The following is a 26,735-nucleotide window of genomic DNA, read 5'->3' as shown; positions in this document are numbered from 1 at the left end:
TATGGTGTTTTACAACCAAACGTCACTTAAATATTCTAGCATTTCTGACGTAAAAAGCAATCTTTGATTTTAAACAACGCAATAGTTACTATTTGCACAATTTATGGTAGGATTAATTACTAATTATAAGGATTTTTACTAGGGGGAATCGGTTTGAACGCAAGTGAGAGTATTTTTCTAACGCAAGCGGAAAATGATAAGTACGCCTTATTAATGGAGATTGTTGGTTTAAAACGGGATGAGTTGCCTGTTAAAAAGCGGATTGAACTATCGCGTAATAATCAGCCGCTCGTTGAAGATGTGAATCTAAAACAAGTAGCAATGCTATTAAATCGCAGTTACGGTAGCTTGTACAATATGTACATGAGCATTATTGGGGACCTAAAGGAAATTATCGGACCGGATGTTGATGATATTAAAACCTTGTTCAGCGTTCCAACAGATGCCTATCACTATTTATTAGTGAATAAGTCAGAAGCGTTTGATTTTATCAAAATCTTACTCAAGGGTGAGACCGTTACATTCCAAGAATTCTGGGAAGCCCATGATACGAGTAAGGCAACGGCGCTACGCCATTTAAAAGGGGTGCGCGACTTAATTCGCTCATTTGATATCCGTATGTATTATGATTCACTTCGGTTAGAAGGCGACGAAAATAAAATTCATTTAGTCTTAACGATGTTATTCTGGATGGCAACGGAAGGGCATACCTGGCCCTTTGAAGATGTTAAACGAGACGATGCACTTAAGGCGTTCGATGTTGCGATTGATCGGTTCCAATTGGAAAAAACCAATATTTTGACCCGTGAACTAGGGGCGTATTCAATCGTCCTAACCTATTTCCGATTACTACAAGGTCACACGGTTTCAACTGAACTAGATGGCGATTTTATCCGTTATCCAGTTCCCAATATGGTTTCTGAATATCTAAAATAGCCCTTTGAAGACCAAGCTTTACGGATCAAGAGCATTCTTGCACAAATGACCCAAGAAGAAGCGATGGCTGAATCATTCAATATATATGACATCATTAATTTTGGACCGATTCAGATTCAGGATGCTAATCCCTACATGGAATCTTACGAAACGCGATACAAGCGGTATATTCCAGTGATTTACGAATTTGTAGAAGCTTTTATTGATCAAATTCCATTTGATATCAAGAAATACCTAAACTTAGACGATGCGAATTATCAAGGTTTCGTGCAAACGATGATTTCGATGACGATGACCACGTACATGTTTAAACAAGATGTGACATCGGTGCTCGCTGACCAAATGATGGAAAGTGTTGAATATCTCAAGCCAAATGATGTCCTAAAACAAAATATTGATGATACGGTGGATTACTTATTAATCAATCCGAAAGTGTCATTCTTAGTCAAATTACGTGAAGAATTGGTCAGTGGTTACTACAACGTCTTGCGTCAGATGATTCAACGGTTTGCACCGATGAATAAAGCGAAGGTTGTCGTTGTGACGGAACAATCCTTCCTCGGGTACTTTGATTTGATGACTGCACTGAATAGTGTTTTGTATGTGGATGTTAGTCAATCTGACGCGGATTTAATGGATGCTGATATGGTGGTTACGACTTCGATCATTGATTTAACTGGCATCGTTAACCCAGAAGCGGTGATGTTTAAATGGCATCAAAATGCAGATAGCGATCATTTTGGACGTATGCTCGGTTTATTACGGGGTCTATGGATTCAAAAATCATCTATTGATGATTGAATTTAAAGATTAAATGCGGTATTCTTACATTAAGAAGTAAACACGTGAATAAGCGCCTATATGGATTGACAGAGAGATACCGGTTGGTGGAAGGTATTGAATCCAGCATTCCAGCGCAATAGTGGGTAGTGATGAACTACACGGTTCCTGGCCGTTATCAGTAATTGAGGGCACCTATTATTTGTAGTGGGTGAACTTGGGTGGTACCGCGAATTGAAGTCTTTTCGTCCCAATTAAGGGATGAGAAGGCTTTTTTATTGTTGTTAATTAAAGATCATTAAAAGGAGAGAGTGCAATGTTAGATATTAAAGTCATTCGAGAAAATGTCCAATGGGCAAAGGATAAGTTAGCTAGCCGCGGTGTTCAAGCTGCAGAAATTGATGAGGTCATCGCATTAGATGAAAAACGCCGTGCCTTAATTGTGAAGACCGAAGAATTGAAGAAAAATCGCAATGCTGCTTCAGAAGCCATTGCCGTTGCCAAGCGCAATAAAGAAGATGCGACTGAACAAATCGCTGCCATGAAGAATGTTGGGGCCGAAATCAAGGCTTTGGATAGTGAATTGGCTGAAGTGAAGGCCAAAGTGGACTACATCTTAGTCCGCTTACCCAACTTCCCAGATGATTCAGCACCCGTTGGCCCAGATGAAAGTTTTAGCCGTGAAGAACGCAAATGGTCAACACCCCGTGAATTTGATTTTGAACCATTAGCACACTGGGATATCGGTGAAAAATTAGGCATCTTAGACTTTGAACGCGCCGCTAAAGTATCAGGTAGTCGCTTTGTTTACTATAAGGGTGCCGGTGCACGTCTTGAACGGGCCATTTATAACTTCATGTTGGATCAACATGCTAAAGAAGGCTATGAAGAAATGATTACGCCGTACTTAGTGAATGGCGAATCAATGTTTGGGACTGGCCAATTTCCTAAGTTTACGGAAGATGTTTACACAATGACCAACGAAGGCGAACCCATGACTTTGATTCCAACCGCCGAAGTGCCATTGACGAACTTCTACCGCGACGAAATCTTGGATGGCGCACAATTGCCAATCTACTTCACTGCCTTATCACCAGCTTTCCGTTCAGAAGCAGGAAGTGCCGGCCGTGATACCCGTGGTTTAATCCGGATGCATCAATTTAACAAAGTTGAAATGGTGAAATTCACGAAACCAGAAGAATCATTCAATGAACTAGAAAAAATGACCGCCGATGCTGAAAATATCTTAAAAGCATTGAACTTGCCATATCACGTCATCACATTGGCAACTGGCGATGCCAGCTTCACATCAGCTAAGACATACGATATCGAAGTTTGGTTACCAGCTCAAAATACGTACCGTGAAATCTCAAGTTGTTCAGATTGTACAGACTTCCAAGCACGCCGCGCCCAAATTCGTTATCGTGACGAAGATGGCCATGTCAACTTGGTCCACACATTGAACGGCTCAGGCTTAGCAGTCGGCCGGACAGTTGCCGCCATCTTGGAAAACTATCAAAACGAAGACGGCAGCGTCACAATCCCAGAACAATTGGTACCATACATGGGTGGCATGACGAAGATTGAAGCAAAATAATTAATTTAATAGGAAGTCATTTGTTTCTTCCATAAGGGAGACGGTTGTTATATAAATAACGACCGTCTTTTTTTGTTAGATTAGAAACAGTTGTGAATAGAGAATAGTTTGGCGCATAAGACTTGAAATTTAAATGAAAAAAGGTTAGACTAATTTAGTTATCGTGGATATTGAATGTAATCAATTAAGCAACTTATATAATTAAAGGAGATTTTAGCATGAAGATGATCCAAAACGAATTTAAGTTCATTGCCAAGAATCGTTTAATCATGATTTCGTTAATCGCAATCGTGTTTATTCCATTCTTGTACAGTATCTTTTTCCTTAAATCTGTCTGGGACCCTTATGGTAGCACTGGTGAATTACCAGTCGCTGTCGTTAATAATGATCAGCCAGCCACTTACAACGGTGAAACGTTGAGCGCTGGTAAAGATATGGTAAAAGAATTGAAGAAAAACGACCAACTTGGTTGGCGTTTCGTATCAGCAAAAAAAGCACAACAAGGGCTTAAAGATAAGGAATACTACACTGTAGTGACCCTACCTAAGAACTTCTCTGCCAATGCTGCTACAGTCTTGGATAAGAATCCTAAGAAGATGCAAATTCAATACAAAACCAACGATTCATTGAACTTCATCGGTGAAGTTATCAGTGAAATGGGTGCCAAGGAATTGAACGCCCAAGTTCGGGAAACTGTCACAAATGCTTACGCTAAAGTGATGTTCAAACAGGTTAAGACTGCCGGTAAAGGGTTCAGTACTGCTGCCAAGGGTGCCAAACAATTAACAGACGGTTCTGTAACGTTATCAGACGGTTTGAACGTTTATACAGCCGGTGTTGCTCAAGTCAACGATGGTATCATGACGATGAAAACAAGCGTTGTGCCATTATCAGATGGTGTTAAACAATTAGCTGATGGCTCAAACACACTTAACAACGGCTTACTACTATTAGATAGCAAGACGGGTGCACTCGCATCAGGCGCAAGCCAATTAGATAACGGTGCAGGTCAGTTAAACGCTGGTCTCCAAACATTGAACAGTAAAACAGGTGCGTTATCTAGTGGTGTTACTCAGCTAAGTACTGGTTTAAACACATTAAATAGTAGTAGTAGCCAACTAGTCGGTGGTGTCGGTCAATTAGATGGTGGGACTGATCAATTAATTGATGGTAGCCAGAAATTGAATGTAGCATTAACAGATGTCGCTCAAACCATTGATAATCAATTAGAAACTGGTGCACCAGAGATTGACCAGTTAACCTCGGGACTTACTCAGGTGAACGATGTTATTCAACAGTTATATGCAGGTATCAATAATCCGGCAACTGATCAAATTAGTAATCAAGTGACGGCTGATTTAACATCAATTGCTACAAATACTGCAAGTACAGGTAGTTCGCTCCAACAAGTGAATACAAAGCTGTATGATCAAGATTCAAGTGCAAGTGCTGCTAGTCAGGTCGCCAATACTGGTGCTCAATTAAAAGCAATTACAGAGGTTGTTTCAGATCCACAGATTCAAGCAGCCTTAGGGAGTAATCCAGCCTTGGCTCAGAAATTAACAAGTGCTTTACAAAGTGCGGGTGCAAGTGTTGCTGCAACGGGTAATCAACTAGCTTCATCTGGTACTGACGTTAATTCAATTAAGGCAAATACACTTGATAATAAGGCACATTTGAAATCGATTCAAACACAGATGACTGCGTTGATGCAGAGTCTTGCACAGTTGAAGCGAGGAATCAATGGTATTGCTCCAGTTTCGCCAGTTCTTAAAGATGGTGTTAATTCTGCAATTAATCAATTGACGGGTGGATTGGCTGCTGTTAGTGCCGGATTGACTAGAACAGGTAACACACCTGAAACTATGGGTGCTATTCAAGCAACTACAACAATTAATGCTGGTTTACGTCAAATGAAATTAGGCCTTGTTGGTACACCAAGTCAAATGGGCTTAATTCCAGGATTAAATGCTTACACTGCTGGTGTTTCACAAGCAAGCGCAGGTACAAACCAATTAAACGGTCAAATTCCAGCCTTAACAGGCGGTGTTAGCCAATTAGCAACTGGTTCATCTGCACTTGCTGCCGGTACTGGTGCTTTAAATGCCCAAGTACCTCAATTGACAAGTGGTATCAGTCAATTGGCAACTGGTTCAACAGCCTTGAACAATGGTCTTGGTCAATTAAATGGTCAAATTCCAACGTTAACAAGCGGTGTTGATCAATTAGCTGCTGGTACAAATCAATTAACGGATAACTCAGCTAAGTTAACAGATGGTGCTGGTCAATTAACAGATGGTAATAAAACATTAGCATCTGCATTGAAATCTGGTGCAAATGAAGTTAACTCAATTCAATTAACGGATAAGACAGCCGATATGTTTGCTGCACCTGCTGAATTGAAACATTCAAATTACAGCTATGTGCCTAACTACGGTCATGCCTTAGCACCTTACGTCCTTTCAGTAGCATTGTTCGTTGGCGCAATTGTCTTCAACTTTGCTTATCCAATTCGGAAGATCTCAATGACTGGTCAATCATCAACAGCATGGTTCTTAAGTAAAATCACGGTTGGCGCTTTAGTCGCTGTCGGGATGGCAATTATCGAACCTGCCTTAATGATGGTTGCTGGATTAAACGTCGATCATCCAGCACAATTCTTCCTAATGGCAATTACCTTCTCACTTGCTTCGATGTCGATCATTATGTTCTTATCAATGACATTTGATAATCCTGGTCGTTTCTTAGCAATGGTCCTCTTGATGCTTCAATTAGGGGGGTCAGGTGGTACATTCCCAATGGAAATCACGAACCACTTCTACAACGTCATTCACCCATTCTTACCAATGACGTATTCAATTCTAGGGCTCAGAGAAGCAATTACATCTGGTTTAGGTACCGGTCAAATTGTTCAATCATTCTTTGTTCTCTTAGCCTTCATCGTCGTAGCACTCTTGCTATTATGGTTAGGAATGAATCATTTACAAAAAATCGGCAATGGTGGTCGCTCACAATTAGACGACAACCAAAAATTACAAGATGTCGAAAAATAATCACTAGAAAAAGCCTGTCAGCTAAATGCTGGCAGGCTTTTTTTAGTGCAATTAAGTATTCTTAACGTCTAAGAATGTATAACCGCGGCGATCATAACGGTTGCGACTTCTTGAGTATTCAATCGGTTGGCCATTATCGAGATAAACAACTTGTTCAACTTCTAAGACGGGATCAGTTGGGGCGCAGTCCAGATATTGCTGGTCATATTCATCGGCCTTGTCGGCTTGAATATTGCGAAAGGCACCCGCGAATGTGAGGTGTAGGGTCTCCTTAAGGTAGGTATAGATTGACTGTGCGAGAACATCATCAGTTAATCCGGGAACTAGACTCACTGGCATGTAGGTATGTTCGAGGACGCTATTAACGCCGTCGATAATCCGTAGTCGAATGATTTTGTAGACGGGCTGTTGATCAGCAAGCATTAAGCGCTCTTTAATCTCAGGCGTTGGGAAAGTCACCTCAAACGTGATGACCTTACTTGAGAGTGTTTTACCAATGTCGGCTAAGTCGCGTGACATCCCACGGTATTGATCCGCTGGTGCCGTTGATTTATTCCAAAAAGAGTGGTCTAACACCTTTGTACCAGCGCCGCGTCGTGATAGAACGAGTCCTTCCATCGTTAAAATCGTGATTGCTTTTTTGATCGTCATTCGACTGGCATCGAATTCTTGAACTAAGTCGGTTTGATTGGGTAACAACGTATTAGCAGGATAGCGCCCTTGTTTAATCCGTTGTCGAATAATGTTGGCAATTTCTTCGTATTTTGGCAAAAAAAATACCCCGCTTTCTACTTATAGTTTAGTGGAAACAACGGGGTAAAACAATCTTTAGTTTGCCAGAGGATCTTTTTGGCGATCTAGCATTTTAATGAATGGGAACCAGATGAGACCGACTAGCACAACGTCAATGAGTTGTAAGATCCCGCCGAGTACTGAGTTGGTTGCGAGCATCCCACTGAAGAAGATTGGGACGGTCCATGGGACTGAAACCCCAGTTGGCGCAGGCACCAATCCGATTGCCATTACAGTGTAGTTGAGCGCTGTGACAATCAGTGGTGCAATCAGCCATGGAATGAAAATTGTGGCGTTTAAAACGATTGGGAACCCGAAAATGACAGGTTCGTTAACGTTGAAGACAGCGGGTGCCAAGGCCAAACGTCCGACATCGCGGTATTGTTTTTTCTTCATGATAAAGGCCATCAGTAAGACGACGGCTAATGTCATCCCAGAACCACCGAGACCTACGGTGAAAGTTTCCATGAATGGTTTCGTGACAATATGTGGTAAAGCATGGCCAGCTTTGTAAGCTTCCAAGTTTTCGAGCATTAATGTGTTCCAGATCGGATCCATTACAGAGTTGACGATAATTTGCCCGTGAAGACCGAAGAACCAGAGCAATTGGACAAAGAACAATGCGATTAGGGTTGCAGGAAGACTGCCACCTAAACCAACGAGTGGTTTTTGAATAATTTCATAGATCACGTCGTGCAAGTTAACATGGAATAAACCAGTGACTGCCGCTTGAATGACTAAGAAAATGGTTAAGGTTAAAATAGCTGGAATTAAAGCGGCGAATGATTTCGCAACTGCAGGTGGGACACCGTCTGGCATCTTAATTTGCCAGCCTTTTTTAGTAATCCGGCAATAAATTTCTGCAGCGATAAATGCCGCAATCATCCCAATGAACATCCCTTTAGCGCCAAGTCGATCGAGACTTAAAACACCGCTAACGTCAACGCCTTTATCGGTGGTCATCATGAATGGGGTGAGGATTAGGAAACTGGCGAATGAAACAGCACCGCCGAAAATTCCGTCCACATCATATGAATTAGAAAGATAATAACCAATCCCGAATGTGACGAAGACCGTCATGATTGACATTGTGGCATTTTGTCCATTACCAAGGAGTTCCGTTAGGGTCGCTTTGGTGGCATCGTTGAAAAATGGCAGGTTAGTGATAACGACGATGATTGATCCAAACATCGTCAATGGGAATGAAAGCATAAATGCGTCTCGTAGAACAGTTAGGTAACGATTTTGGCCTAACTTATTTGCGAAAGGCATGATTTTCTTGCTAAGCGTGTCCATAAAAGTATTCACGTAGAGCACCGTCCTTTACATGTGTTTGCAATCGATTACATTCTCAATATAGCACGCTCTTTTTGAAAAGTCTAGACATTTAAATAAAAGAGTTGGTTTTTTAAAAAGAAGCTGATATACTGAGGCTATTCAAACAAGAAGGAGTGCTAGCGATGACTTTTTATGACTTTCCAAAGGATTTTTGGTGGGGTTCAGCAGCAAGTGGTCCCCAAACAGAAGGCCGGATTGACGGTGATGGTAAGGGCGATAATATTTGGGATTATTGGTATCAACAAGCGCCAGAAAAGTTTTTTAACCAAGTGGGCCCAGCGCGGACCTCTGATGTGTATCAACAATTCAAAAGTGATATCCAATTGATGAAACAAACAGGACACAATAGTTTTCGGACATCGATTCAATGGAGTCGGTTGTTTCCACAAGGTACGGGGGAGATTAATCTACAAGCTGTCGATTTTTATAATGCGTACATCGACGAATTAATCGCAAACGGCATCGAACCGTTTATGAATTTATACCATTTTGATATGCCGCTAGCACTCCAGAAAAAAGGTGGTTGGCTCAATCGTGAGACGGTTGATGCTTACGTTCATTATGCTGAAACCTGTTTTGAATTATTTGGGGATCGGGTGAAGAAATGGTTCACACACAATGAACCGATTGTGCCGGTTGAAGGCGGCTATTTATATCAGTTCCACTATCCAGCTGAAATTAATTTAGCGCATGCGGTACAAGTTGGTTATCACGAAACATTAGCGAGTGCGATGGCGATTCAAAAATATCACGCACGCAATCAAGGGGGACAAATTGGCATTATCCTTAACTTAACCCCAAGTTATCCCCGGGATGCGACTAATCCGGCAGATGTGAAAGCCGCACAAATTGCAGATGCTTTTTTCAACCGTTCATTCTTAGATCCTGCCGTGAAGGGGGAATTCCCCGCTGATTTGGTCGCGATTTTAAAAGATCTAGCCATCTTACCCGACTATCAACCAGCTGACTTGGCATTGATTAAGGCGAACACTGTGGATTTATTGGGGATTAATTATTATCAACCACGGCGCGTGAAGGCCAAGGAAACCCCAATCGACCATACAAACGGCCCGATGCCGGATGATTTTTTCGACAATTACGATATGCCGGGTAAGAAAGTCAATCCGTATCGCGGGTGGGAAATCTACGAACGTGGGATTTACGATATTTTAAAGAACGTCCGCGAAAATTACGGCAACATTGCTTGCTTCATTTCGGAAAACGGGATGGGCGTTGAAGGCGAAGAACGTTATCGCAATGCCGATGGCCAGATTGATGATGACTACCGGATTGAATTTGTACAGGATCATTTGAAGTATGTCCATCAAGCCCTCCAAGAAGGGAGTAGCTGTCTCGGTTATCATATGTGGACGTGTATGGATAACTGGTCATGGACCAACGCCTATAAGAACCGCTACGGTTTTATTGCGGTGGACTTAGACCATGATTGCCAACGGACGATTAAAAAATCAGGTCATTGGTTCAAGCAAGTCGCTGATCAAAATGGGTTTGAAGCCTAATCGAATTGAAAAAGCACAATCGACGAAACAATCGTTGATTGTGCTTTTTTGTCTGTTATATTCGGGTAAACTTGATAACCATCAAGTTCTTAAAATCGGCTTTCTTCTATACTAAAGACAATCGTTAGGAAGAAGGGATTTTAAATGAAATTTCAAAGATGGTTACAATCCGTGAAGAATCAGATTGCGCTGACTGTTGGCGGATTGATTGCAGTGGCCTATGGCTGGTATTGGCTTGGTGGGGCGGTAATTGTGATGCAAGGGCTGTTATTGGTTGCGTCAATGATGGGGGTTACACCGATTTTGATGCAGGCGTATCAAGCGCTAAAAGTGAAAGTCATCAGCATTGATTTGCTGGTCACGATTGCGGTATTGGGAGCGCTAATCATTGGTGAGTTCAATGAATCGGCGATTGTCACGTTCCTCTTTTTATTCGGGAGCTATCTTGAACAACGAACCTTGAAAAAGACACGAGAATCAATTCGCGCATTGTCTGAAATGGCGCCACAAACGGCACAAGTGTTAGCGGCCGATGGCACTACTACGACGGTAGATGTTGATGATGTCGAAATCGATGATCAAGTATTGGTTAAAGCTGGCGCTCAGGTGCCGGTTGATGGGCAAGTCGTCCAAGGTAGTGCCTATGTCAATGAAGCTAGCATCACTGGCGAAGCACAACTCGTTAAGAAAATAGTGGGTGATGCTGTTTATTCCGGGGCAATTGTGGATAACGGGACATTGACGGTTACCGCAACGCAGGTTGGGGATGATACAACTTTTGCCCAAATTATTGAATTGGTTGAAGAGGCCCAAGATAGTAAGTCACCCGCGGAAAAATTCATTGATCGTTTTGCGACCTATTACACACCGGCCGTTTTAGTGTTGGCATTAGCGATTGGCTTAATCACGCGCGACTTTAAACTCGCGATTACGATTCTGGTGCTTGGTTGTCCAGGTGCGCTAGTAATTGGCGCGCCAGTTTCAATCGTGGCGGGGATTGGCAATGGTGCGAAGCATGGGGTTTTGATTAAAGGCGGCGAAGTCGTTAATGCGATGGCTGGCATTGATACGATGGTCTTTGACAAAACTGGGACATTGACTAAAGGGGACACGGCTGTTGCACATGTGCAATTTTATACAGCGGCAGAACAAGCAACGTTGGCAGTGACTACCGCGGTTGAAGCACAGTCAGATCATCCACTGGCGACTGCGATTGTGCAGTATGCACGGGGACGAGGGGTGACAGACTTACCAACTATTGAACGAATTGAAACGCTCAAAGGGTTGGGGGTACAAGCTGAAGTCGCTGGTCAAACAATTCGGATTGGGCGGGCCAAGATGATGACTGAAGCAGGGATCCGGTTAACCGGTGCGCAGATTGCGGCGATCACGGCCAGTCAAGCAGCAGGGCAATCAACCGTGTTAGTCGCAGTTGACCAACAAGTTGTTTTATTAATTGGGATTGCTGATACGGTTAAACCGGAAGCCAAGGCAGCATTAACGCGTTTGAAAAAAGCAGGCGTTAAACATTTAGTCATGTTGACGGGCGATAATGACCAGACGGCCGCAGCAATTGCCAAAGCCGTCGGGATTACTGAATACCACGCGAATCTTTTGCCGGCAGAGAAGGTTGAATTCATTAAGACCTACCAAGCAAACGGTCAAAAAGTGGCTTTTATCGGGGATGGGATTAATGACAGTCCTTCGCTCGCACTGGCTGACATTGGAATTGCGATGGGTTCTGGGACAGATGTCGCGATTGAAACTTCGGATATTGTGTTAATGCAATCGACGTTATCCGAATTAGTGTATGCCGATTACCTCACGAAGGCGACGGCACGTAATACAGTTCAAAATATTGTGATTGCTGTTGGAACGGTCGGATTGTTATTGCTTGGCCTGATGCTTGGCTGGGTACAGATGGCTAGTGGGATGTTTGTTCATGAGATTAGTATTCTGGTCGTGATATTCAATGCGATGCGCCTGATTCGGTTTAAAGTTCGCTAAACTTGATGGCGGTCAATTTTTAATCATGCAGCGCGCGATATAGTAACAGTAATCAAACGAAAAGGTGGTCATTGAAATGGCAAAATTGGTGATGCAATTAGACGAGCTATCATGTCCGTCATGTATGCAAAAGATTCAAGCGGGTGTCAGTCAACAAGATGGGGTTGAATCAGTGAAAGTTCTCTTTAATGCTAGTAAAGTGAAAGCAGAATACGATGAAGCCGTGACAAACCCAGATGAATTAACACAAGCTGTAACTGACTTGGGCTACAGCGTTCAAAGTATCAAAGTGAAATAGGGGGCAATTAATATGTTATCTAATGAAGAAATCGAAACACGTTACCAAGCAGAAGTTAAACAAGCTGATGTTGATCACCATACACCAACCGCGGGTGCCATGATCGGCCATGTGATGGCTAACTTAACGATTCAACGGCGTAAACTCCGTCAAATGAAGTGGTACGCTAAAGGAATCAATAACCAAGCTTTTAAAGCGCAATTAACCACATTGCTTGCAGAAAATGATATGCTATTAGACAAGACGGCCGAACGGCTACTAGACGAAGGTGAAGTGCTTCCGACGACGCAAGCTGAGTATACCGAGTATGGGATGCTGACAGAAGAGCCGCGGATTAAGTACTGGGAGATGCCAGCGATGATTGCGGAAATGGTTGCGGACTATAATACTGCTAATCTATTTGTTTCCCGTGCGATTAAACTTGCGGAAAAAGAAGAACGATTTGCTTTAGCGGCGGATATGGTTTCTTTAATGGGCTACAACCAACACCAAATCCGTGAATTGCAAAGCCAACTAGGAAAAGCAGCGCGCGAAGGATTAGATGAAGAAGACGACGATTAAGATAGAGGGAAGTGGGCTAGGTGACTGACGAACAACATATTTGTGCTGAGATAGTACCGATTTTTAATCATTTAGACCGTGATAGTTTGGTCAAGATTTCGGCAGTTACCCATCATGAACGCGTTAAAAAAGGGACGTTGGTGATGAGCCCGATGGATCAGAAGCGGTTAGTGATCTTAGCTAAGGGGAGCATTAAGGTCTATCAGCTCTCTACAGCAGGCAAAGAGCAACTGCTACGCATGATGGAACCCGGTGATTTTGAAGGAGAAAAGTTACTTTTTAAAACGGAAGATGAGCCGTTGTACGGTGAGGTCTTGCAAGATAGTACAATCTGTACGTTATCGCGGAGTGCTTTTCAACAGTTACTGTTAGCCTATCCCGAAATTAGTTTAAAGTTACTAGAAGCAACTACTGATAAGATGACGCGTTTGGAAAAACAGGCGAACTTAATCAATATCGAGTCAGTTGAATCCAGAATCGTGACTTATCTACTTGATTTAGCTAAAGCGAGCGGAGAAACTGAAGTGATGATTCCGATGAAGTTAAAAGAACTGGCAACATATATTGGAACAACGCCTGAAACCTTATCGCGTAAGTTAAAACAGTTAGAAAGTCATGCGCTAATTGAACGAAACGGTCGAAAGATTGCGATATTAGACTATGAAAACCTAGAAGACTTCTATTAGGACGTGAAGATTCTGCGAATTTTGCAGGATCTTTTTGTTTACCTATACCAATTTGGATAAAATTGGAACAAATAGCAGTTTAAAAGTATTATGAGGGATAATCAATAGCGCAGATTAGGGATGAGAATCCGGGTGATATGAATTATTTTTTCGATATTTATACAGGAATTCAATTTTTTTGAATTTTTTTCAAATTAGTGATTGACGTTGTCCCACTAGGATGGTAAGATATTCTATGTCGTCGAGAGATGAGCATGTAGCAAAACGTTGAATGAATATTACTTAAAAAAAGTTGTTGACATTCGGGTTTATACATGATAAGATAGATTGTGTTGCTTATGAGTTTTAACTTAATAAGTGATTAACTAATATCTGATGTAGACCTTTGAAAACTGAACAAAGTTTCGACAAACCAAATGTGTAGGGTCGCCCTTCGGGGCACAAAACATATTTGCAAAGTCAATTTCGCTAGCAAATAAATTAAGTAACAAAACAAGAGCTACAAACTTTTAATCGAGAGTTTGATCCTGGCTCAGGACGAACGCTGGCGGCGTGCCTAATACATGCAAGTCGAACGCACTCTCGTTAGATTGAAGAAGCTTGCTTCTGATTGATAACATTTGAGTGAGTGGCGGACGGGTGAGTAACACGTGGGTAACCTGCCCTAAAGTGGGGGATAACATTTGGAAACAGATGCTAATACCGCATAAAACCTAGCACCGCATGGTGCAAGGTTGAAAGATGGTTTCGGCTATCACTTTAGGATGGACCCGCGGTGCATTAGTTAGTTGGTGAGGTAAAGGCTCACCAAGACCGTGATGCATAGCCGACCTGAGAGGGTAATCGGCCACACTGGGACTGAGACACGGCCCAGACTCCTACGGGAGGCAGCAGTAGGGAATCTTCCACAATGGACGAAAGTCTGATGGAGCAACGCCGCGTGAGTGAAGAAGGTTTTCGGATCGTAAAACTCTGTTGTTGGAGAAGAACGTATTTGATAGTAACTGATCAGGTAGTGACGGTATCCAACCAGAAAGCCACGGCTAACTACGTGCCAGCAGCCGCGGTAATACGTAGGTGGCAAGCGTTGTCCGGATTTATTGGGCGTAAAGCGAGCGCAGGCGGTTTCTTAAGTCTGATGTGAAAGCCTTCGGCTCAACCGAAGAAGTGCATCGGAAACTGGGAAACTTGAGTGCAGAAGAGGACAGTGGAACTCCATGTGTAGCGGTGAAATGCGTAGATATATGGAAGAACACCAGTGGCGAAGGCGGCTGTCTGGTCTGTAACTGACGCTGAGGCTCGAAAGCATGGGTAGCAAACAGGATTAGATACCCTGGTAGTCCATGCCGTAAACGATGAGTGCTAGGTGTTGGAGGGTTTCCGCCCTTCAGTGCCGCAGCTAACGCATTAAGCACTCCGCCTGGGGAGTACGACCGCAAGGTTGAAACTCAAAGGAATTGACGGGGGCCCGCACAAGCGGTGGAGCATGTGGTTTAATTCGAAGCAACGCGAAGAACCTTACCAGGTCTTGACATCCTTTGACCACTCTAGAGATAGAGCTTTCCCTTCGGGGACAAAGTGACAGGTGGTGCATGGTTGTCGTCAGCTCGTGTCGTGAGATGTTGGGTTAAGTCCCGCAACGAGCGCAACCCTTATTACTAGTTGCCAGCATTTAGTTGGGCACTCTAGTGAGACTGCCGGTGACAAACCGGAGGAAGGTGGGGACGACGTCAAATCATCATGCCCCTTATGACCTGGGCTACACACGTGCTACAATGGATGGTACAACGAGTCGCGAGACCGCGAGGTTTAGCTAATCTCTTAAAACCATTCTCAGTTCGGATTGTAGGCTGCAACTCGCCTACATGAAGCCGGAATCGCTAGTAATCGCGGATCAGCATGCCGCGGTGAATACGTTCCCGGGCCTTGTACACACCGCCCGTCACACCATGAGAGTTTGTAACACCCAAAGCCGGTGAGGTAACCTTCGGGAGCCAGCCGTCTAAGGTGGGACAGATGATTAGGGTGAAGTCGTAACAAGGTAGCCGTAGGAGAACCTGCGGCTGGATCACCTCCTTTCTAAGGAATAATACGGAAAACCTTGTACATTTGCGAAGTCGAAACTTTGTTTAGTTTTGAGAGGTCTACTCTCATTGAATTAGGACGTTTTTTGGGCCTATAGCTCAGCTGGTTAGAGCGCACGCCTGATAAGCGTGAGGTCGATGGTTCGAGTCCATTTAGGCCCATTGTACTAAGAATTAAATAGTACCAACACGGGGGATTAGCTCAGCTGGGAGAGCGCCTGCTTTGCACGCAGGAGGTCATCGGTTCGATCCCGTTATCCTCCATTGATGACAATAGTCATCGAAACTTTGTTCTTTGAAAACTGGATAATAAGTAATATATTAGTTTTAAAAGCCGAGAAAACATTGCGTTTTAAAGAGTTTTTTAATAGAAATATGAATTAGTTCATATCGCTAAACTCAAATAATAACCCTTTACCGTAGGTAAAGTTAGGTTAAGTTATAAAGGGCGCACGGTGGATGCCTTGGCACTAGGAGCCGATGAAGGACGGTACTAACACCGATATGCTTCGGGGAGCTGTAAGTAAGCTTTGATCCGGAGATTTCCGAATGGGGGAACCCAATACCTTTAGTCGGGTATTATCATTAAGTGAATACATAGCTTAATGAAGGTAGACGCGGGGAACTGAAACATCTAAGTACCTGCAGGAAGAGAAAGAAAAATCGATTCCCTAAGTAGCGGCGAGCGAACGGGGAAGAGCCCAAACCAAGAAGCTTGCTTCTTGGGGTTGTAGGACAGAACATTGGAGTTACCAAGTTAAGTTGTAATCGAATCAGCTGGGAAGCTGAGTCAAAGAGTGTGATAACCACGTAGATTAAACAACTTAACCTCCGTTCTGGATCCTGAGTACGGCGGAACACGTGAAATTCCGTCGGAATCCGGGAGGACCATCTCCCAAGGCTAAATACTCCCTAGTGACCGATAGTGAACCAGTACCGTGAGGGAAAGGTGAAAAGCACCCCGGAAGGGGAGTGAAATAGATCCTGAAACCGTGTGCCTACAATTAGTCAAAGCTCGTTAATGAGTGATGGCGTGCCTTTTGTAGAATGAACCGGCGAGTTACGTTTATATGCGAGGTTAAAGTGAAAAGCTGGAGCCGTAGCGAAAGCGAGTCTGAAATGGGCGAGTGAGTATATAGATGTAGACCCGAAACCAAGTGACCTACCCATGTCCAGGTTGAAGGTGTGGTAAAACACACTGGAGGACCGAACCCACGTCAGTTGAAAATGGCGGGGATGAGGTGTGGGTAGCGGTGAAATTCCAATCGAACTTGGAGATAGCTGGTTCTCTCCGAAATAGCTTTAGGGCTAGCCTCGGAATATTGGATCATGGAGGTAGAGCACTGTTTGGACTAGGGGCCCGTCATGGGTTACTGAATTCAGATAAACTCCGAATACCATTGATTTAGTTCCGGGAGTCAGACTGCGAGTGATAAGATCCGTAGTCGAAAGGGAAACAGCCCAGATCACCAGTTAAGGTCCCAAAATTTATGTTAAGTGGAAAAGGATGTGGCGGTGCACAGACAACTAGGATGTTGGCTCAGAAGCAGCCACCATTTAAAGAGTGCGTAATAGCTCACTAGTCGAGTGCCGCTGCGCCGAAAATGTACCGGGGCTAAACATAATACCGAAACTGTGGGTGGACACGTAAGTGTCCGCGGTAGGAGAGCGTTCTAAGGGCGATGAAGCTAGATCGTAAGGACTAGTGGAGCGCTTAGAAGTGAGAATGCCGGCATGAGTAGCGAAAGATCAGTGAGAATCTGATCCACCGTATGACTAAGGTTTCCTGGGGAAGGCTCGTCCTCCCAGGGTTAGTCGGGACCTAAGGCGAGGCCGAAAGGCGTAGTCGATGGCCAACAGGTTGAGATTCCTGTACTAGTTTATTTTGTTTGAACGATGGAGGGACGCAGGAAGCTAAGGAATGCACACGACTGGAAATGTGTGTCTAAGCAACAAGTCTTGAGTTGAGTGAAATGCTTGATTCTTTAAGGACAAGTTGTGATGGGGAGCGAAATTAAGTAGCGAAGTTCCTGATGTTACACTGCCAAGAAAAGCTTCTAGTGAGAAATAAACTACCCGTACCGTAAACCGACACAGGTGGTCGAGGAGAATATCCTAAGGTGAGCGAGTGAACTCTCGTTAAGGAACTCGGCAAAATGACCCCGTAACTTCGGGAGAAGGGGTGCTGACCGTCAGGTCAGCCGCAGTGAATAGGCCCAAACAACTGTTTATCAAAAACACAGGTCTCTGCAAAATCGAAAGATGACGTATAGGGGCTGACGCCTGCCCGGTGCTGGAAGGTTAAGAGGATGAGTTAGCGTAAGCGAAGCCCAGAATTGAAGCCCCAGTAAACGGCGGCCGTAACTATAACGGTCCTAAGGTAGCGAAATTCCTTGTCGGGTAAGTTCCGACCCGCACGAAAGGCGTAATGATTTGGGCACTGTCTCAACGAGAGACTCGGTGAAATTATAATACCCGTGAAGATGCGGGTTACCCGCGACAGGACGGAAAGACCCCATGGAGCTTTACTGTAGCTTGATATTGAGTGTTTGTACAGTTTGTACAGGATAGGTAGGAGCCGTAGAAATCGGAACGCTAGTTTCGATGGAGGCGTTGGTGGGATACTACCCTAACTGTATGACCACTCTAACCCGCGCCACTTAGCGTGGCGGGAGACAGTGTCAGGTGGGCAGTTTGACTGGGGCGGTCGCCTCCTAAAGTGTAACGGAGGCGCTCAAAGGTTCTCTCAGAATGGTTGGAAATCATTCGTAGAGTGTAAAGGTATAAGAGAGCTTGACTGTGAGATTGACAAATCGAGCAGGGACGAAAGTCGGACTTAGTGATCCGGTGGTTCCGTATGGAAGGGCCATCGCTCAACGGATAAAAGCTACCCTGGGGATAACAGGCTTATCTCCCCCAAGAGTCCACATCGACGGGGAGGTTTGGCACCTCGATGTCGGCTCATCGCATCCTGGGGCTGTAGTCGGTCCCAAGGGTTGGGCTGTTCGCCCATTAAAGCGGTACGCGAGCTGGGTTCAGAACGTCGTGAGACAGTTCGGTCCCTATCCGTCGCGGGCGCAGGAAATTTGAGAGGAGCTGTCCTTAGTACGAGAGGACCGGGATGGACATACCTCTGGTGTACCAGTTGTGCCGCCAGGCGCATCGCTGGGTAGCTATGTATGGACGGGATAAACGCTGAAAGCATCTAAGTGTGAAGCCCCCCTCGAGATGAGATTTCCCATTCCTTTATGGAAGTAAGACCCCTGAAAGATGATCAGGTAGATAGGCTAGGAGTGGAAGTACAGCGATGTATGGAGCGGACTAGTACTAATCGGTCGAGGACTTAACCAAAGGTGCAATGTTAGGCTTTTGAAATGAAATATTACTTATTATGCAGTTTTGAGAGAACGAAGTTCTTCTCAGTGCGCAAGCACAAAATAGTGTGGTGGCGATAGCAAGAAGGATACACCTGTTCCCATGTCGAACACAGAAGTTAAGCTTCTTAGCGCCGATAGTAGTTGGTGGGAAACTACCTGCGAGGATAGGACGTTGCCGCGCTTTTTATTGATGGAGGTTTAGCTCAGTTGGGAGAGCGTCTGCCTTACAAGCAGAGGGTCACAGGTTCGAGCCCTGTAACCTCCATTGAGTCGTTAGCTCAGTTGGTAGAGCATCTGACTTTTAATCAGAGGGTCGACAGTTCGAGCCTGTCACGACTCATCGGCCAAGTTACACGCCAAAATGCGGGTGTGGCGGAATTGGCAGACGCGCTAGATTTAGGTTCTAGTGTCTATATAGACGTGGGGGTTCAAGTCCCTTCACCCGCATTCAATTGAATATTCAATGAAAGTTATCTTATTATGCCGACTTAGCTCAGTTGGTAGAGCATCTGATTTGTAATCAGAGGGTCGGGCGTTCGAATCGTCTAGTCGGCATTAAGATGCGGAAGTAGTTCAGTGGTAGAACATCACCTTGCCATGGTGGGGGTCGCGGGTTCGAATCCCGTCTTCCGCTTTCATTATGATTAAGCCGGGGTGGCGGAACTGGCAGACGCACGGGACTTAAAATCCCGCGGTAGGTGACTACCGTACCGGTTCGATTCCGGTCCTCGGCATCATAATGAAAAATGCACCCATAGCGCAACTGGATAGAGTGTCTGACTACGAATCAGAAGGTTGTAGGTTCGACTCCTACTGGGTGCATATAACGGGAAATAGCTCAGCTTGGTAGAGCACCTGGTTTGGGACCAGGGGGTCGCAGGTTCGAATCCTGTTTTCCCGACTGGATACAAAAATATTAATAAAAAATGCGGAAGTAGTTCAGTGGTAGAACATCACCTTGCCATGGTGGGGGTCGCGGGTTCGAATCCCGTCTTCCGCTTTTTTTGTACCCGTAATAAAATAGTTTCCGGGAAGTAGCTCAGCTTGGTAGAGCACTACGTTCGGGACGTAGGGGTCGCAAGTTCAAATCTTGTTTTCCCGACTCTCAAAGACTTGTTGATGACAAGTCTTTTTTTGTGCGTCCAATTGATTAGCTACTAAAAGTCAGTAAACTTTCATTTTGTACTGATAATCGTTATAATAATAGTCAACGTTAGTCAAAGTTAAACTTTTGACACTGAAAAACGCAGAAGACTAAATGAAGGGGCTGATATGTTTGCAAAGTCAGAACATCTCGGATATTATTGAAGCCTATCTAAAAAAGATACTGGCTGACAATGAACAAATCGAAATTAGACGCTCCGAAATTGCTAAGCTTTTTAATTGTGTGCCGTCCCAAATTAACTATGTGATTAATACGCGGTTCACTGAGCAGCGCGGTTATGTCGTGAATAGTAAACGTGGCGGCGGTGGTTATATTCGGATCGTCAAGGTTCAATTTCTCGATGATCGGGACTTTTTAGAAGCGTTAATTGAAAATGTTGATACGCAGATTTCCCAGGCGGACACCTTAGCCATTATCCAGAAACTATATGATGAACAAATTCTTTCGCAAAAGGAAGGCAATTTGATACTCGCGGCAACGAGTCCACAGACATTAGCGGTTAATAATAAACAATTAGAAGAGCAGCTTCGAGCACAGATTCTAGTTGCAGTGTTAGAACGACTACGATATGAAATTAAGTAAAGAGTGGGGGATTATCCATGAATAATCTATTTACACCAAGTGCAAAAAACGTCTTAATGATGGCACAAGAACAAGCAAAGAAATTTAATCACCATGCACTAGGAACGGAACATCTCCTATTAGCAATCGTATTAGAAAATGAGGGAATTGCTGGGACTACCTTACGCGAATTAGGTGTCAATTCGACCGATGTCCTTGAAGAAATTGAACGCTTAACCGGATATGGCGATGCTGTAATCGCTTCTGGCATTGGCGGTTATTTACCATATTCGCCCAAAGCCAAACAAGTACTCGATATTGCTCGGGTTGAAGCGCAACAAGCTAATTCGGTTAAAATTGGCACAGCACACCTATTATTAGCACTTTTACGTGATGATGATATTATCGCTGCGCGGATCTTATTGAACTTAGGACTTAGTTTAGCTAAAACACGCCAACTACTACTTCAAAAGATGGGTGTGGATACGGCAACCGCTAAAAAACGGGCTAAAGCAGCTAAGAATAATGCCGATCAAGCTGGGACACCAACGTTGAACCAATTAGCGCGCGATTTAACACAACTTGCTCGTGACAATCAAATTGATCCGGTCGTGGGTCGTGATGAAGAAGTTCGGCGACTTGTGCAGATTTTAGCCCGGCGTTCGAAGAATAATCCCGTCTTAGTTGGTGAACCTGGTGTCGGTAAGACAGCGATTGCTGAAGGTTTTGCGCAACGCATCGTCAATGGCGATGTGCCAAGTGACATGCAGCAAAAGCGGCTCATGATGCTCGACATGGGGTCATTGGTTGCTGGGACAAAGTATCGTGGTGAATTCGAAGATCGTTTGAAGAAGATTATCGATGAAATCTATGCAGATGGGCAAGTGATTCTCTTTATTGATGAATTACACACCCTCATTGGTGCAGGTGGCGCTGAAGGGGCAATTGATGCTTCTAATCTCTTGAAACCAGCATTAGCGCGTGGTGAATTACAATTAATTGGTGCGACGACTTTAGATGAATATCAAAAGTACATTGAAAAAGATGCAGCTTTAGAGCGGCGATTCGCGACCGTCACGGTCAATGAACCAACGCCAGAAGATGCGGAACAAATCTTAAAGGGATTACGTCCACGTTATGAAGCTCATCATGGGATTGCAATTTCAGATGAAGCTTTACATGAAGCGGTTGCCTTATCAAATCGCTACATCACGAACCGATTCTTACCGGATAAGGCAATCGATTTAATGGATGAAGCGACGGCTAAAGTGCGCTTGGATGCTGTTAACCAGAAGACACCGTTGGATAAATTAGAACAAAAACTACAAACTTTAAATGACGATAAAGAAGCCGCTGTTCGCGCGCAAGATTTTGAAAAAGCGGCGACGATTCATGAGCAAGAAGTAACCACTAAGGCCAAGATTGCCAAGTTACAAGCTGCCGAACAAGAAAACGGTGTTCGCAGTGACATTCAAGTGACTGCTGAAGACATCGCTCAAGTGGTTGCGCAATGGACCGGTGTGCCTGTTACTCAGTTGCAACGCAAAGAAAGCGAACGTCTCATGCAACTTGAAAAAGTCTTGCATAAACGGGTTGTTGGCCAAGAAGAAGCCATTTCTGCCGTTTCACGTGCAATTCGTCGTGCGCGCAGTGGTTTGAAAGATCCAAAACGACCAATTGGTTCATTTATGTTCTTAGGCCCAACCGGGGTTGGTAAGACAGAGTTAGCCAAAGCATTGGCGGAAGCTATGTTTGGTTCTGAAGACAACTTGATTCGGGTTGATATGTCTGAATATATGGAACGTTACAGCACGAGCCGTTTAGTTGGGGCGGCCCCTGGCTATGTCGGCTACGAAGAAGGCGGCCAATTAACAGAAAAGGTCCGCAATAAACCATATTCCGTCATTTTATTTGATGAAGTTGAAAAGGCCCACCCTGATATCTTCAATATCTTGTTGCAAGTCTTGGATGACGGCTATTTAACCGATTCAAAAGGACGTAAGGTTGATTTCCGTAATACGATCATGATTATGACATCAAACTTAGGTGCGACAGCCTTACGTGATGATAAATCCGTTGGGTTCGGGGTTAAAGATGTAACTGCTGATTATAAAGCAATGCAAGGGCGCATTATGGAAGAATTGAAGAAAGCTTTCCGTCCAGAATTCTTAAACCGAATTGACGAAACGGTTGTCTTCCATTCCTTAACACAACCTGAATTGCGCGAAATCGTGAAGATTATGGCGAAGAATGTCTTGGGCCGTTTAGCGGAACAAGGGATTCAAATCAAGATGACAGCTGCAGCGATGGATGTTGTTGCCAAAGCTGGGTTCGATCCTGAATATGGGGCACGACCAATTCGACGGGCGCTACAAACCCAAGTAGAAGATCAGTTGAGTGAAGCGTTGCTTGCTGGCGAGATTACGATGGGTGTACCGGTGACAATTGGCGCAACTAAAGGTAAAATTACCATTACCAGTAAGACTGATAAAGTAACTGTTTAAACGTAAATAAGGTGTCAGACCAATTGGTCTGACACCTTATTTTTTTGCCCTAAAAGGGTCGTGAGCTGTTCAATTTCAGTTTTAATCGCAGCGCCGATATTCGTTTGACTGACACGTTGACGTTGACTAACTTGATCAATCACTCGACGCGTGGAAATAATGTCTTGCATCTTGGCAATTGCATTGGCTCGTGTGGTGAACGGCTGATGGGTGACTAACTGCATTCCATACGAATTGTACAGGAGCGTAAAGCCACCAATGCCAGTTGTGTGGTGATAAGCTTTTGAAAAGCCGCCATCAATCACGATCATTTTGCGATTAGCCATGATTGGATTGTGGCCTTTTTTGACAGGTGTGTGACCATTGAGAATGTGCCCCGTTTCTGGCGTTAAGCCAAACTCCAACAAGAGTTTCTCAATGAAGTCTTCCTGATGGCGGAGTTGGTAATATGCGTTCTTCTTTTCTTCGTGTAAAACGGGGTCGGCGCTGAAGTAGCGTTCGAAGGTCGTCATCGCATTCTTGCCAAATAGTGGGGAGAGCGGTCCTGTCCACAGGTACCAGAGTAAATCGGTGGATAAATTATCTTGATTGAGCGGGTGGTCGAAGCTCGTTCGAATTTGGTGATCGAAGAAGTCGAGTAATGATTTACCAGCGTATTGTCGGTTAGCGAGGGTTAGCGTGAGGAAGTTGCCGGCTTCATCAACTGGAATACAGCCGTGAAAAAGGAGGTTCTGGTTGTAGAGTTGGTACATGTTACCGTTGTCGATTAAAAAACGGAGATGCTTGCGTAGTTTTTGGCAGTGGGTAAACGTGTTTAGCAATGATGTAACAATGGCTGCTTCATCGGAAGTTAATATTTCTGGGTGTGTGGGGTCGACTGTTTGAAAGCAGGTGTTATCAAGTGGATAGTTATGACCATTTAGATGAATTGTCTGCTGTTCAAAGTCAACATGGCTGAGGGTTAAGCGGTGGTCCATTTTGAAATCAGGATTGCGTTTAATCACGGTTTGTTCCAACTTAAACTGCATGATGGCGATGGCTTGGTGCACTTGGTTGATGCTTTTCTTTTCAGCTGTTGAGATTGCGTGTTGATTGGCAGCAACCTTTGGTTCGAAGGCGGGATTGGGCTGATAAGTTCGTTGGGCAAACTGAACCAGTTCGCTAAGGTCAATTCCGTAAGCTTTCTCGATGATGGCTAAATTATTGTAGCGTGCGCAAATGCGTAAAAGGTTGAGCATACATAGTTGAGAACCGCTAGCGGCGCCGAACCAGAGAATATCATGATTGCCCCACTGAATATCAACCGCGGGGAGCTTGGTGAGTTGTTCGACAATCAGATCGGGACGCGGCCCACGATCGTAAATGTCACCGATGATATGCCAATGATCAACCACTAGTCGTTGAATCGTATGACTGGTGGCGATAATTAAGGCATCGGCTTGGCCCATCGAAATGATGGACGTCGTGATTTCTTGGAAGTAGCGTTTCTTATCGCTGTTAGCTACATCGCCGTACATTAATTCTTCGGTAATGTAGACGAAATCGGGCGCCATTGCTTTACGGACTTTTGAGCGTGTGTATTTTGTGGAGACAAATTTTAAGAGGTCGATTAACCGTTTAAAAGTGGTGAGGTACCACTGATCGAGTTCGCTAGCAGATAGTTGTGCGTGTTTGAGTGCAAGCCGCTCGGTTGGGTAGTAAACTAAAAAAGCGAACGCCTGCATTGTGTCTTCAGTCATTTCACCGGAAAAGACCTCTGCAATTTTTTGCCGGAGATTCCCTGCGCCAGTGCGAATGAGATGCTGGAAGGCATCATATTCGCCATGTAAATCACTCATGAAGGCTTCAGTGGGTTTGGGGAGGTTCAAGATGGCCTTTAAGTTGATGATTTCGGAAGTAATTGCCATTTTAGTGGGGTATTTTTCGGATAACGTTTTCATTTTATTGTTAATCATTCGCCAAACTCCTTTGATAAACTAATAGTTCGATTATACCAATCATAAATATAAATGCAAATTACTTTGTTTAAAAGCTTTTTATTAGTATATACCAATTAAAAAGTCGCGCAGTTTAGCGCGACTTCTGGAAACTATTGATCTTGGATGGTGCCATCAACGTGGCGCTCAACTTTCATTTGCGTCATTGGGATGTAGCCCAGTTTAGGGACGATTGTCTTTTGAATGTCTTTTGATTGGATGAAGTGGATGAAACGGGCTGTTTGATAGTTAGGTGCGCCCTTAGTATACATATGTTCGTAAGACCAGATTGGCCATGCATTGGTTGAAACGTTCTTTTCGGTAGGCTCAACGTCGTTTAACTTAACGGCTTGCAAGTTACCTTTGATGTATGGGAAGGCGAGGTAACTGATAGCGCCTGGCGTTTGTTCGACGATTTTTTGAACAGTCCCAGAGGAATCTTGTTCTTGGCTGGTAACAACTTTGTCGGTTTTAAGACCTAATTTTTCAAACGTTTGACGTGTCCCACTTCCTTGGGCCCGGTTGATAACGGTGATTTTTTCGTTAGGACCACCAACGGTTTGCCAGTTTGTGATTTCGCCTTTAAAGATGCCTAGCAATTGTGCACTGGTTAAATTTTTGATGCCTAACTTTTTATTAACAACGGGTGCGATTGCAACCACAGCAACTTTGTGATCAACCAGTTTCTTAGTATCGATACCATCTTTTTCTTCAGCGAAGATGTCCGAGTTACCGATTGTGACGTTGCCACCACTAATTTGGGTTAAACCAGTTCCTGAACCGCCACCTTGAACGGTGACGTTGACTTTAGGGTTATCCTTTTGATATTGATCGCCAGCTTGTTCAACAAGGGGTTGAAGGGCTGTCGAACCAACTGCAGTAATTTTAGCGCCTTGATCCTGGCTTTGACTTGCACTTTTTGATTGGCCTTGACAACCAGCTAATAAAAGAGCGGCCGCACCAACTGTGAGTAATGCCATACTAATGCGTTTCATAATGATTCCTCCTGAGGACTGATTTAAGGGTACAAGTTCAGTATAGAGACGTCGTGTAAAGATTGACCGCTAATTCGTGTAAAAAACGTAAATGATAAGTCGCGAGTTTGTAAATGATTCCGTGAGGGGCTTGAAGATTGTATGGCTGCTTATTGTGCCAATCGAGCTATTTTAGCGCCAATTGAATGTGCAGAAAAGTCGGGCTATTATATGGAAGTAAAAGAACATTATGGACGCTAAATTAAGGGATGAATAACCCGAGGCAGATTATTGACTTTTAGTAGTAAAAGAAGTATATTATACAGTAACTGCGAAAATCCGTAGAAAAATTTATTGTGCTGATCTATTGTCCAGCACGGTATTCATGAAAAACAAAAATAGTTAGTCTGATTTATTCAGCTTAAAATAACTGTTTTTGTTTTTTTTCTGCTCAAAATTACCAAAAAATGGCGATGTAATATTTTCTTAACATTTGTCATATTTTTGTAACAATGAGGCTGCGGAA

At 44.0% G+C, this 26,735-nt stretch carries 15 protein-coding genes, 12 tRNA genes and 3 rRNA genes; 26 read left to right on the top strand and 4 right to left on the bottom strand.

Going from position 1 to position 26,735, the window contains the following annotated elements; all coding sequences use genetic code 11:
• The first annotated feature begins 153 nt into the window (after positions 1-153).
• From LCU_RS07290 to LCU_RS07275, 4 genes are all read left to right on the top strand, one after another.
• On the top strand, positions 154-936 hold the full coding sequence (locus LCU_RS07290; RefSeq protein WP_056966246.1) for a helix-turn-helix domain-containing protein: 783 nt from the start codon (positions 154-156) through the stop codon (positions 934-936).
• A 45-nt stretch (positions 937-981) separates the two neighbouring features.
• Positions 982-1,737 carry a hypothetical protein gene (locus LCU_RS07285; protein WP_054644118.1) on the top strand — a complete coding sequence of 252 codons (756 nt, stop codon included), beginning with the start codon at positions 982-984 and terminating at the stop codon, positions 1,735-1,737.
• A 295-nt stretch (positions 1,738-2,032) separates the two neighbouring features.
• Entirely contained in the window at positions 2,033-3,313 is a 1,281-nt protein-coding gene (serS, locus tag LCU_RS07280) for a serine--tRNA ligase (protein WP_128486129.1), read from the top strand.
• A 224-nt stretch (positions 3,314-3,537) separates the two neighbouring features.
• Positions 3,538-6,366 carry a YhgE/Pip family protein gene (locus LCU_RS07275; RefSeq protein ID WP_174795734.1) on the top strand — a complete coding sequence of 943 codons (2,829 nt, stop codon included), beginning with the start codon at positions 3,538-3,540 and terminating at the stop codon, positions 6,364-6,366.
• Between the two features lie 51 nt (positions 6,367-6,417).
• On the opposite strand, the gene LCU_RS07270 is transcribed toward LCU_RS07275, so the two are convergent.
• Together LCU_RS07270 and celB are read right to left on the bottom strand one after the other, a co-directional pair.
• Complete coding sequence (locus LCU_RS07270) at positions 6,418-7,137, bottom strand: GntR family transcriptional regulator (protein ID WP_004270964.1); 720 nt, start codon at positions 7,135-7,137, stop codon at positions 6,418-6,420.
• Positions 7,138-7,194: 57 nt separating this feature from the next.
• Positions 7,195-8,466, bottom strand: coding sequence for a PTS cellobiose transporter subunit IIC (gene celB / locus LCU_RS07265; RefSeq protein WP_056966845.1), 1,272 nt, complete (start codon positions 8,464-8,466; stop codon positions 7,195-7,197).
• A 152-nt stretch (positions 8,467-8,618) separates the two neighbouring features.
• Here celB and LCU_RS07260 point away from each other — a divergent pair, with 152 nt between their 5' ends.
• From LCU_RS07260 to LCU_RS07155, 22 genes are all read left to right on the top strand, one after another.
• Positions 8,619-10,016 (top strand): glycoside hydrolase family 1 protein, encoded by a 1,398-nt coding sequence (locus tag LCU_RS07260; protein ID WP_056966847.1) that lies wholly within the window; start codon positions 8,619-8,621, stop codon positions 10,014-10,016.
• A gap of 144 nt (positions 10,017-10,160) precedes the next feature.
• Positions 10,161-12,023, top strand: a complete 1,863-nt coding sequence (locus tag LCU_RS07255; RefSeq protein ID WP_056966849.1) for a heavy metal translocating P-type ATPase — start codon at positions 10,161-10,163, stop codon at positions 12,021-12,023.
• 76 nt (positions 12,024-12,099) lie between these two features.
• Positions 12,100-12,321 carry a heavy-metal-associated domain-containing protein gene (locus LCU_RS07250; protein WP_035186794.1) on the top strand — a complete coding sequence of 74 codons (222 nt, stop codon included), beginning with the start codon at positions 12,100-12,102 and terminating at the stop codon, positions 12,319-12,321.
• Between the two features lie 12 nt (positions 12,322-12,333).
• Positions 12,334-12,882: a ferritin-like domain-containing protein gene (locus tag LCU_RS07245; RefSeq protein WP_004270965.1), complete on the top strand. Its 549-nt coding sequence runs from the start codon at positions 12,334-12,336 to the stop codon at positions 12,880-12,882.
• A 20-nt stretch (positions 12,883-12,902) separates the two neighbouring features.
• Positions 12,903-13,568, top strand: a complete 666-nt coding sequence (locus LCU_RS07240) for a Crp/Fnr family transcriptional regulator (RefSeq protein WP_004270961.1) — start codon at positions 12,903-12,905, stop codon at positions 13,566-13,568.
• Positions 13,569-14,077: 509 nt separating this feature from the next.
• Positions 14,078-15,647: ribosomal RNA gene (locus LCU_RS07235) — 16S ribosomal RNA — on the top strand.
• Positions 15,648-15,740: 93 nt separating this feature from the next.
• A tRNA-Ile gene (locus LCU_RS07230) sits at positions 15,741-15,814 on the top strand.
• A gap of 29 nt (positions 15,815-15,843) precedes the next feature.
• Positions 15,844-15,916: transfer RNA gene (locus tag LCU_RS07225), tRNA-Ala, on the top strand.
• A gap of 168 nt (positions 15,917-16,084) precedes the next feature.
• A 23S ribosomal RNA gene (locus LCU_RS07220) occupies positions 16,085-19,003 on the top strand.
• A gap of 90 nt (positions 19,004-19,093) precedes the next feature.
• A 5S ribosomal RNA gene (gene rrf, locus LCU_RS07215) occupies positions 19,094-19,210 on the top strand.
• Together the 16S, 23S and 5S rRNA genes with 12 tRNA genes alongside form the textbook arrangement of a ribosomal RNA operon.
• Positions 19,211-19,221: 11 nt before the next feature.
• Positions 19,222-19,294, top strand: a tRNA-Val gene (locus tag LCU_RS07210).
• Between the two features lie 2 nt (positions 19,295-19,296).
• Positions 19,297-19,369 (top strand) — tRNA-Lys (locus tag LCU_RS07205).
• A 23-nt stretch (positions 19,370-19,392) separates the two neighbouring features.
• Positions 19,393-19,476 (top strand) — tRNA-Leu (locus LCU_RS07200).
• A gap of 35 nt (positions 19,477-19,511) precedes the next feature.
• Positions 19,512-19,584 (top strand) — tRNA-Thr (locus LCU_RS07195).
• 7 nt (positions 19,585-19,591) lie between these two features.
• A tRNA-Gly gene (locus LCU_RS07190) sits at positions 19,592-19,663 on the top strand.
• A 14-nt stretch (positions 19,664-19,677) separates the two neighbouring features.
• Positions 19,678-19,763 (top strand) — tRNA-Leu (locus LCU_RS07185).
• A gap of 14 nt (positions 19,764-19,777) precedes the next feature.
• Positions 19,778-19,851 (top strand) — tRNA-Arg (locus LCU_RS07180).
• 5 nt (positions 19,852-19,856) lie between these two features.
• Positions 19,857-19,930, top strand: a tRNA-Pro gene (locus LCU_RS07175).
• Between the two features lie 27 nt (positions 19,931-19,957).
• Positions 19,958-20,029 (top strand) — tRNA-Gly (locus LCU_RS07170).
• Positions 20,030-20,057: 28 nt separating this feature from the next.
• Positions 20,058-20,131: transfer RNA gene (locus LCU_RS07165), tRNA-Pro, on the top strand.
• A gap of 174 nt (positions 20,132-20,305) precedes the next feature.
• Positions 20,306-20,776, top strand: coding sequence for a CtsR family transcriptional regulator (locus tag LCU_RS07160; protein ID WP_004270210.1), 471 nt, complete (start codon positions 20,306-20,308; stop codon positions 20,774-20,776).
• A gap of 17 nt (positions 20,777-20,793) precedes the next feature.
• Positions 20,794-23,259, top strand: coding sequence for an ATP-dependent Clp protease ATP-binding subunit (locus LCU_RS07155; protein WP_128486127.1), 2,466 nt, complete (start codon positions 20,794-20,796; stop codon positions 23,257-23,259).
• Positions 23,260-23,273: 14 nt separating this feature from the next.
• Here LCU_RS07155 and LCU_RS07150 read toward each other — a convergent pair whose 3' ends face one another.
• Together LCU_RS07150 and LCU_RS07145 are read right to left on the bottom strand one after the other, a co-directional pair.
• Positions 23,274-25,214, bottom strand: a complete 1,941-nt coding sequence (locus LCU_RS07150; protein WP_128486126.1) for a fructose-1,6-bisphosphatase — start codon at positions 25,212-25,214, stop codon at positions 23,274-23,276.
• Positions 25,215-25,348: 134 nt separating this feature from the next.
• Positions 25,349-26,230 (bottom strand): phosphate ABC transporter substrate-binding protein PstS family protein, encoded by an 882-nt coding sequence (locus LCU_RS07145; protein WP_128486125.1) that lies wholly within the window; start codon positions 26,228-26,230, stop codon positions 25,349-25,351.
• Between the last annotated feature and the right edge of the window lie 505 nt (positions 26,231-26,735).

Source organism: Latilactobacillus curvatus JCM 1096 = DSM 20019 (assembly GCF_004101845.1).
Classification (GTDB): Bacteria; Bacillota; Bacilli; order Lactobacillales; family Lactobacillaceae; genus Latilactobacillus; species Latilactobacillus curvatus.
Note: the sequence above shows the minus strand (reverse complement) of the source record. Positions and strands in the feature narration are given on the sequence as shown.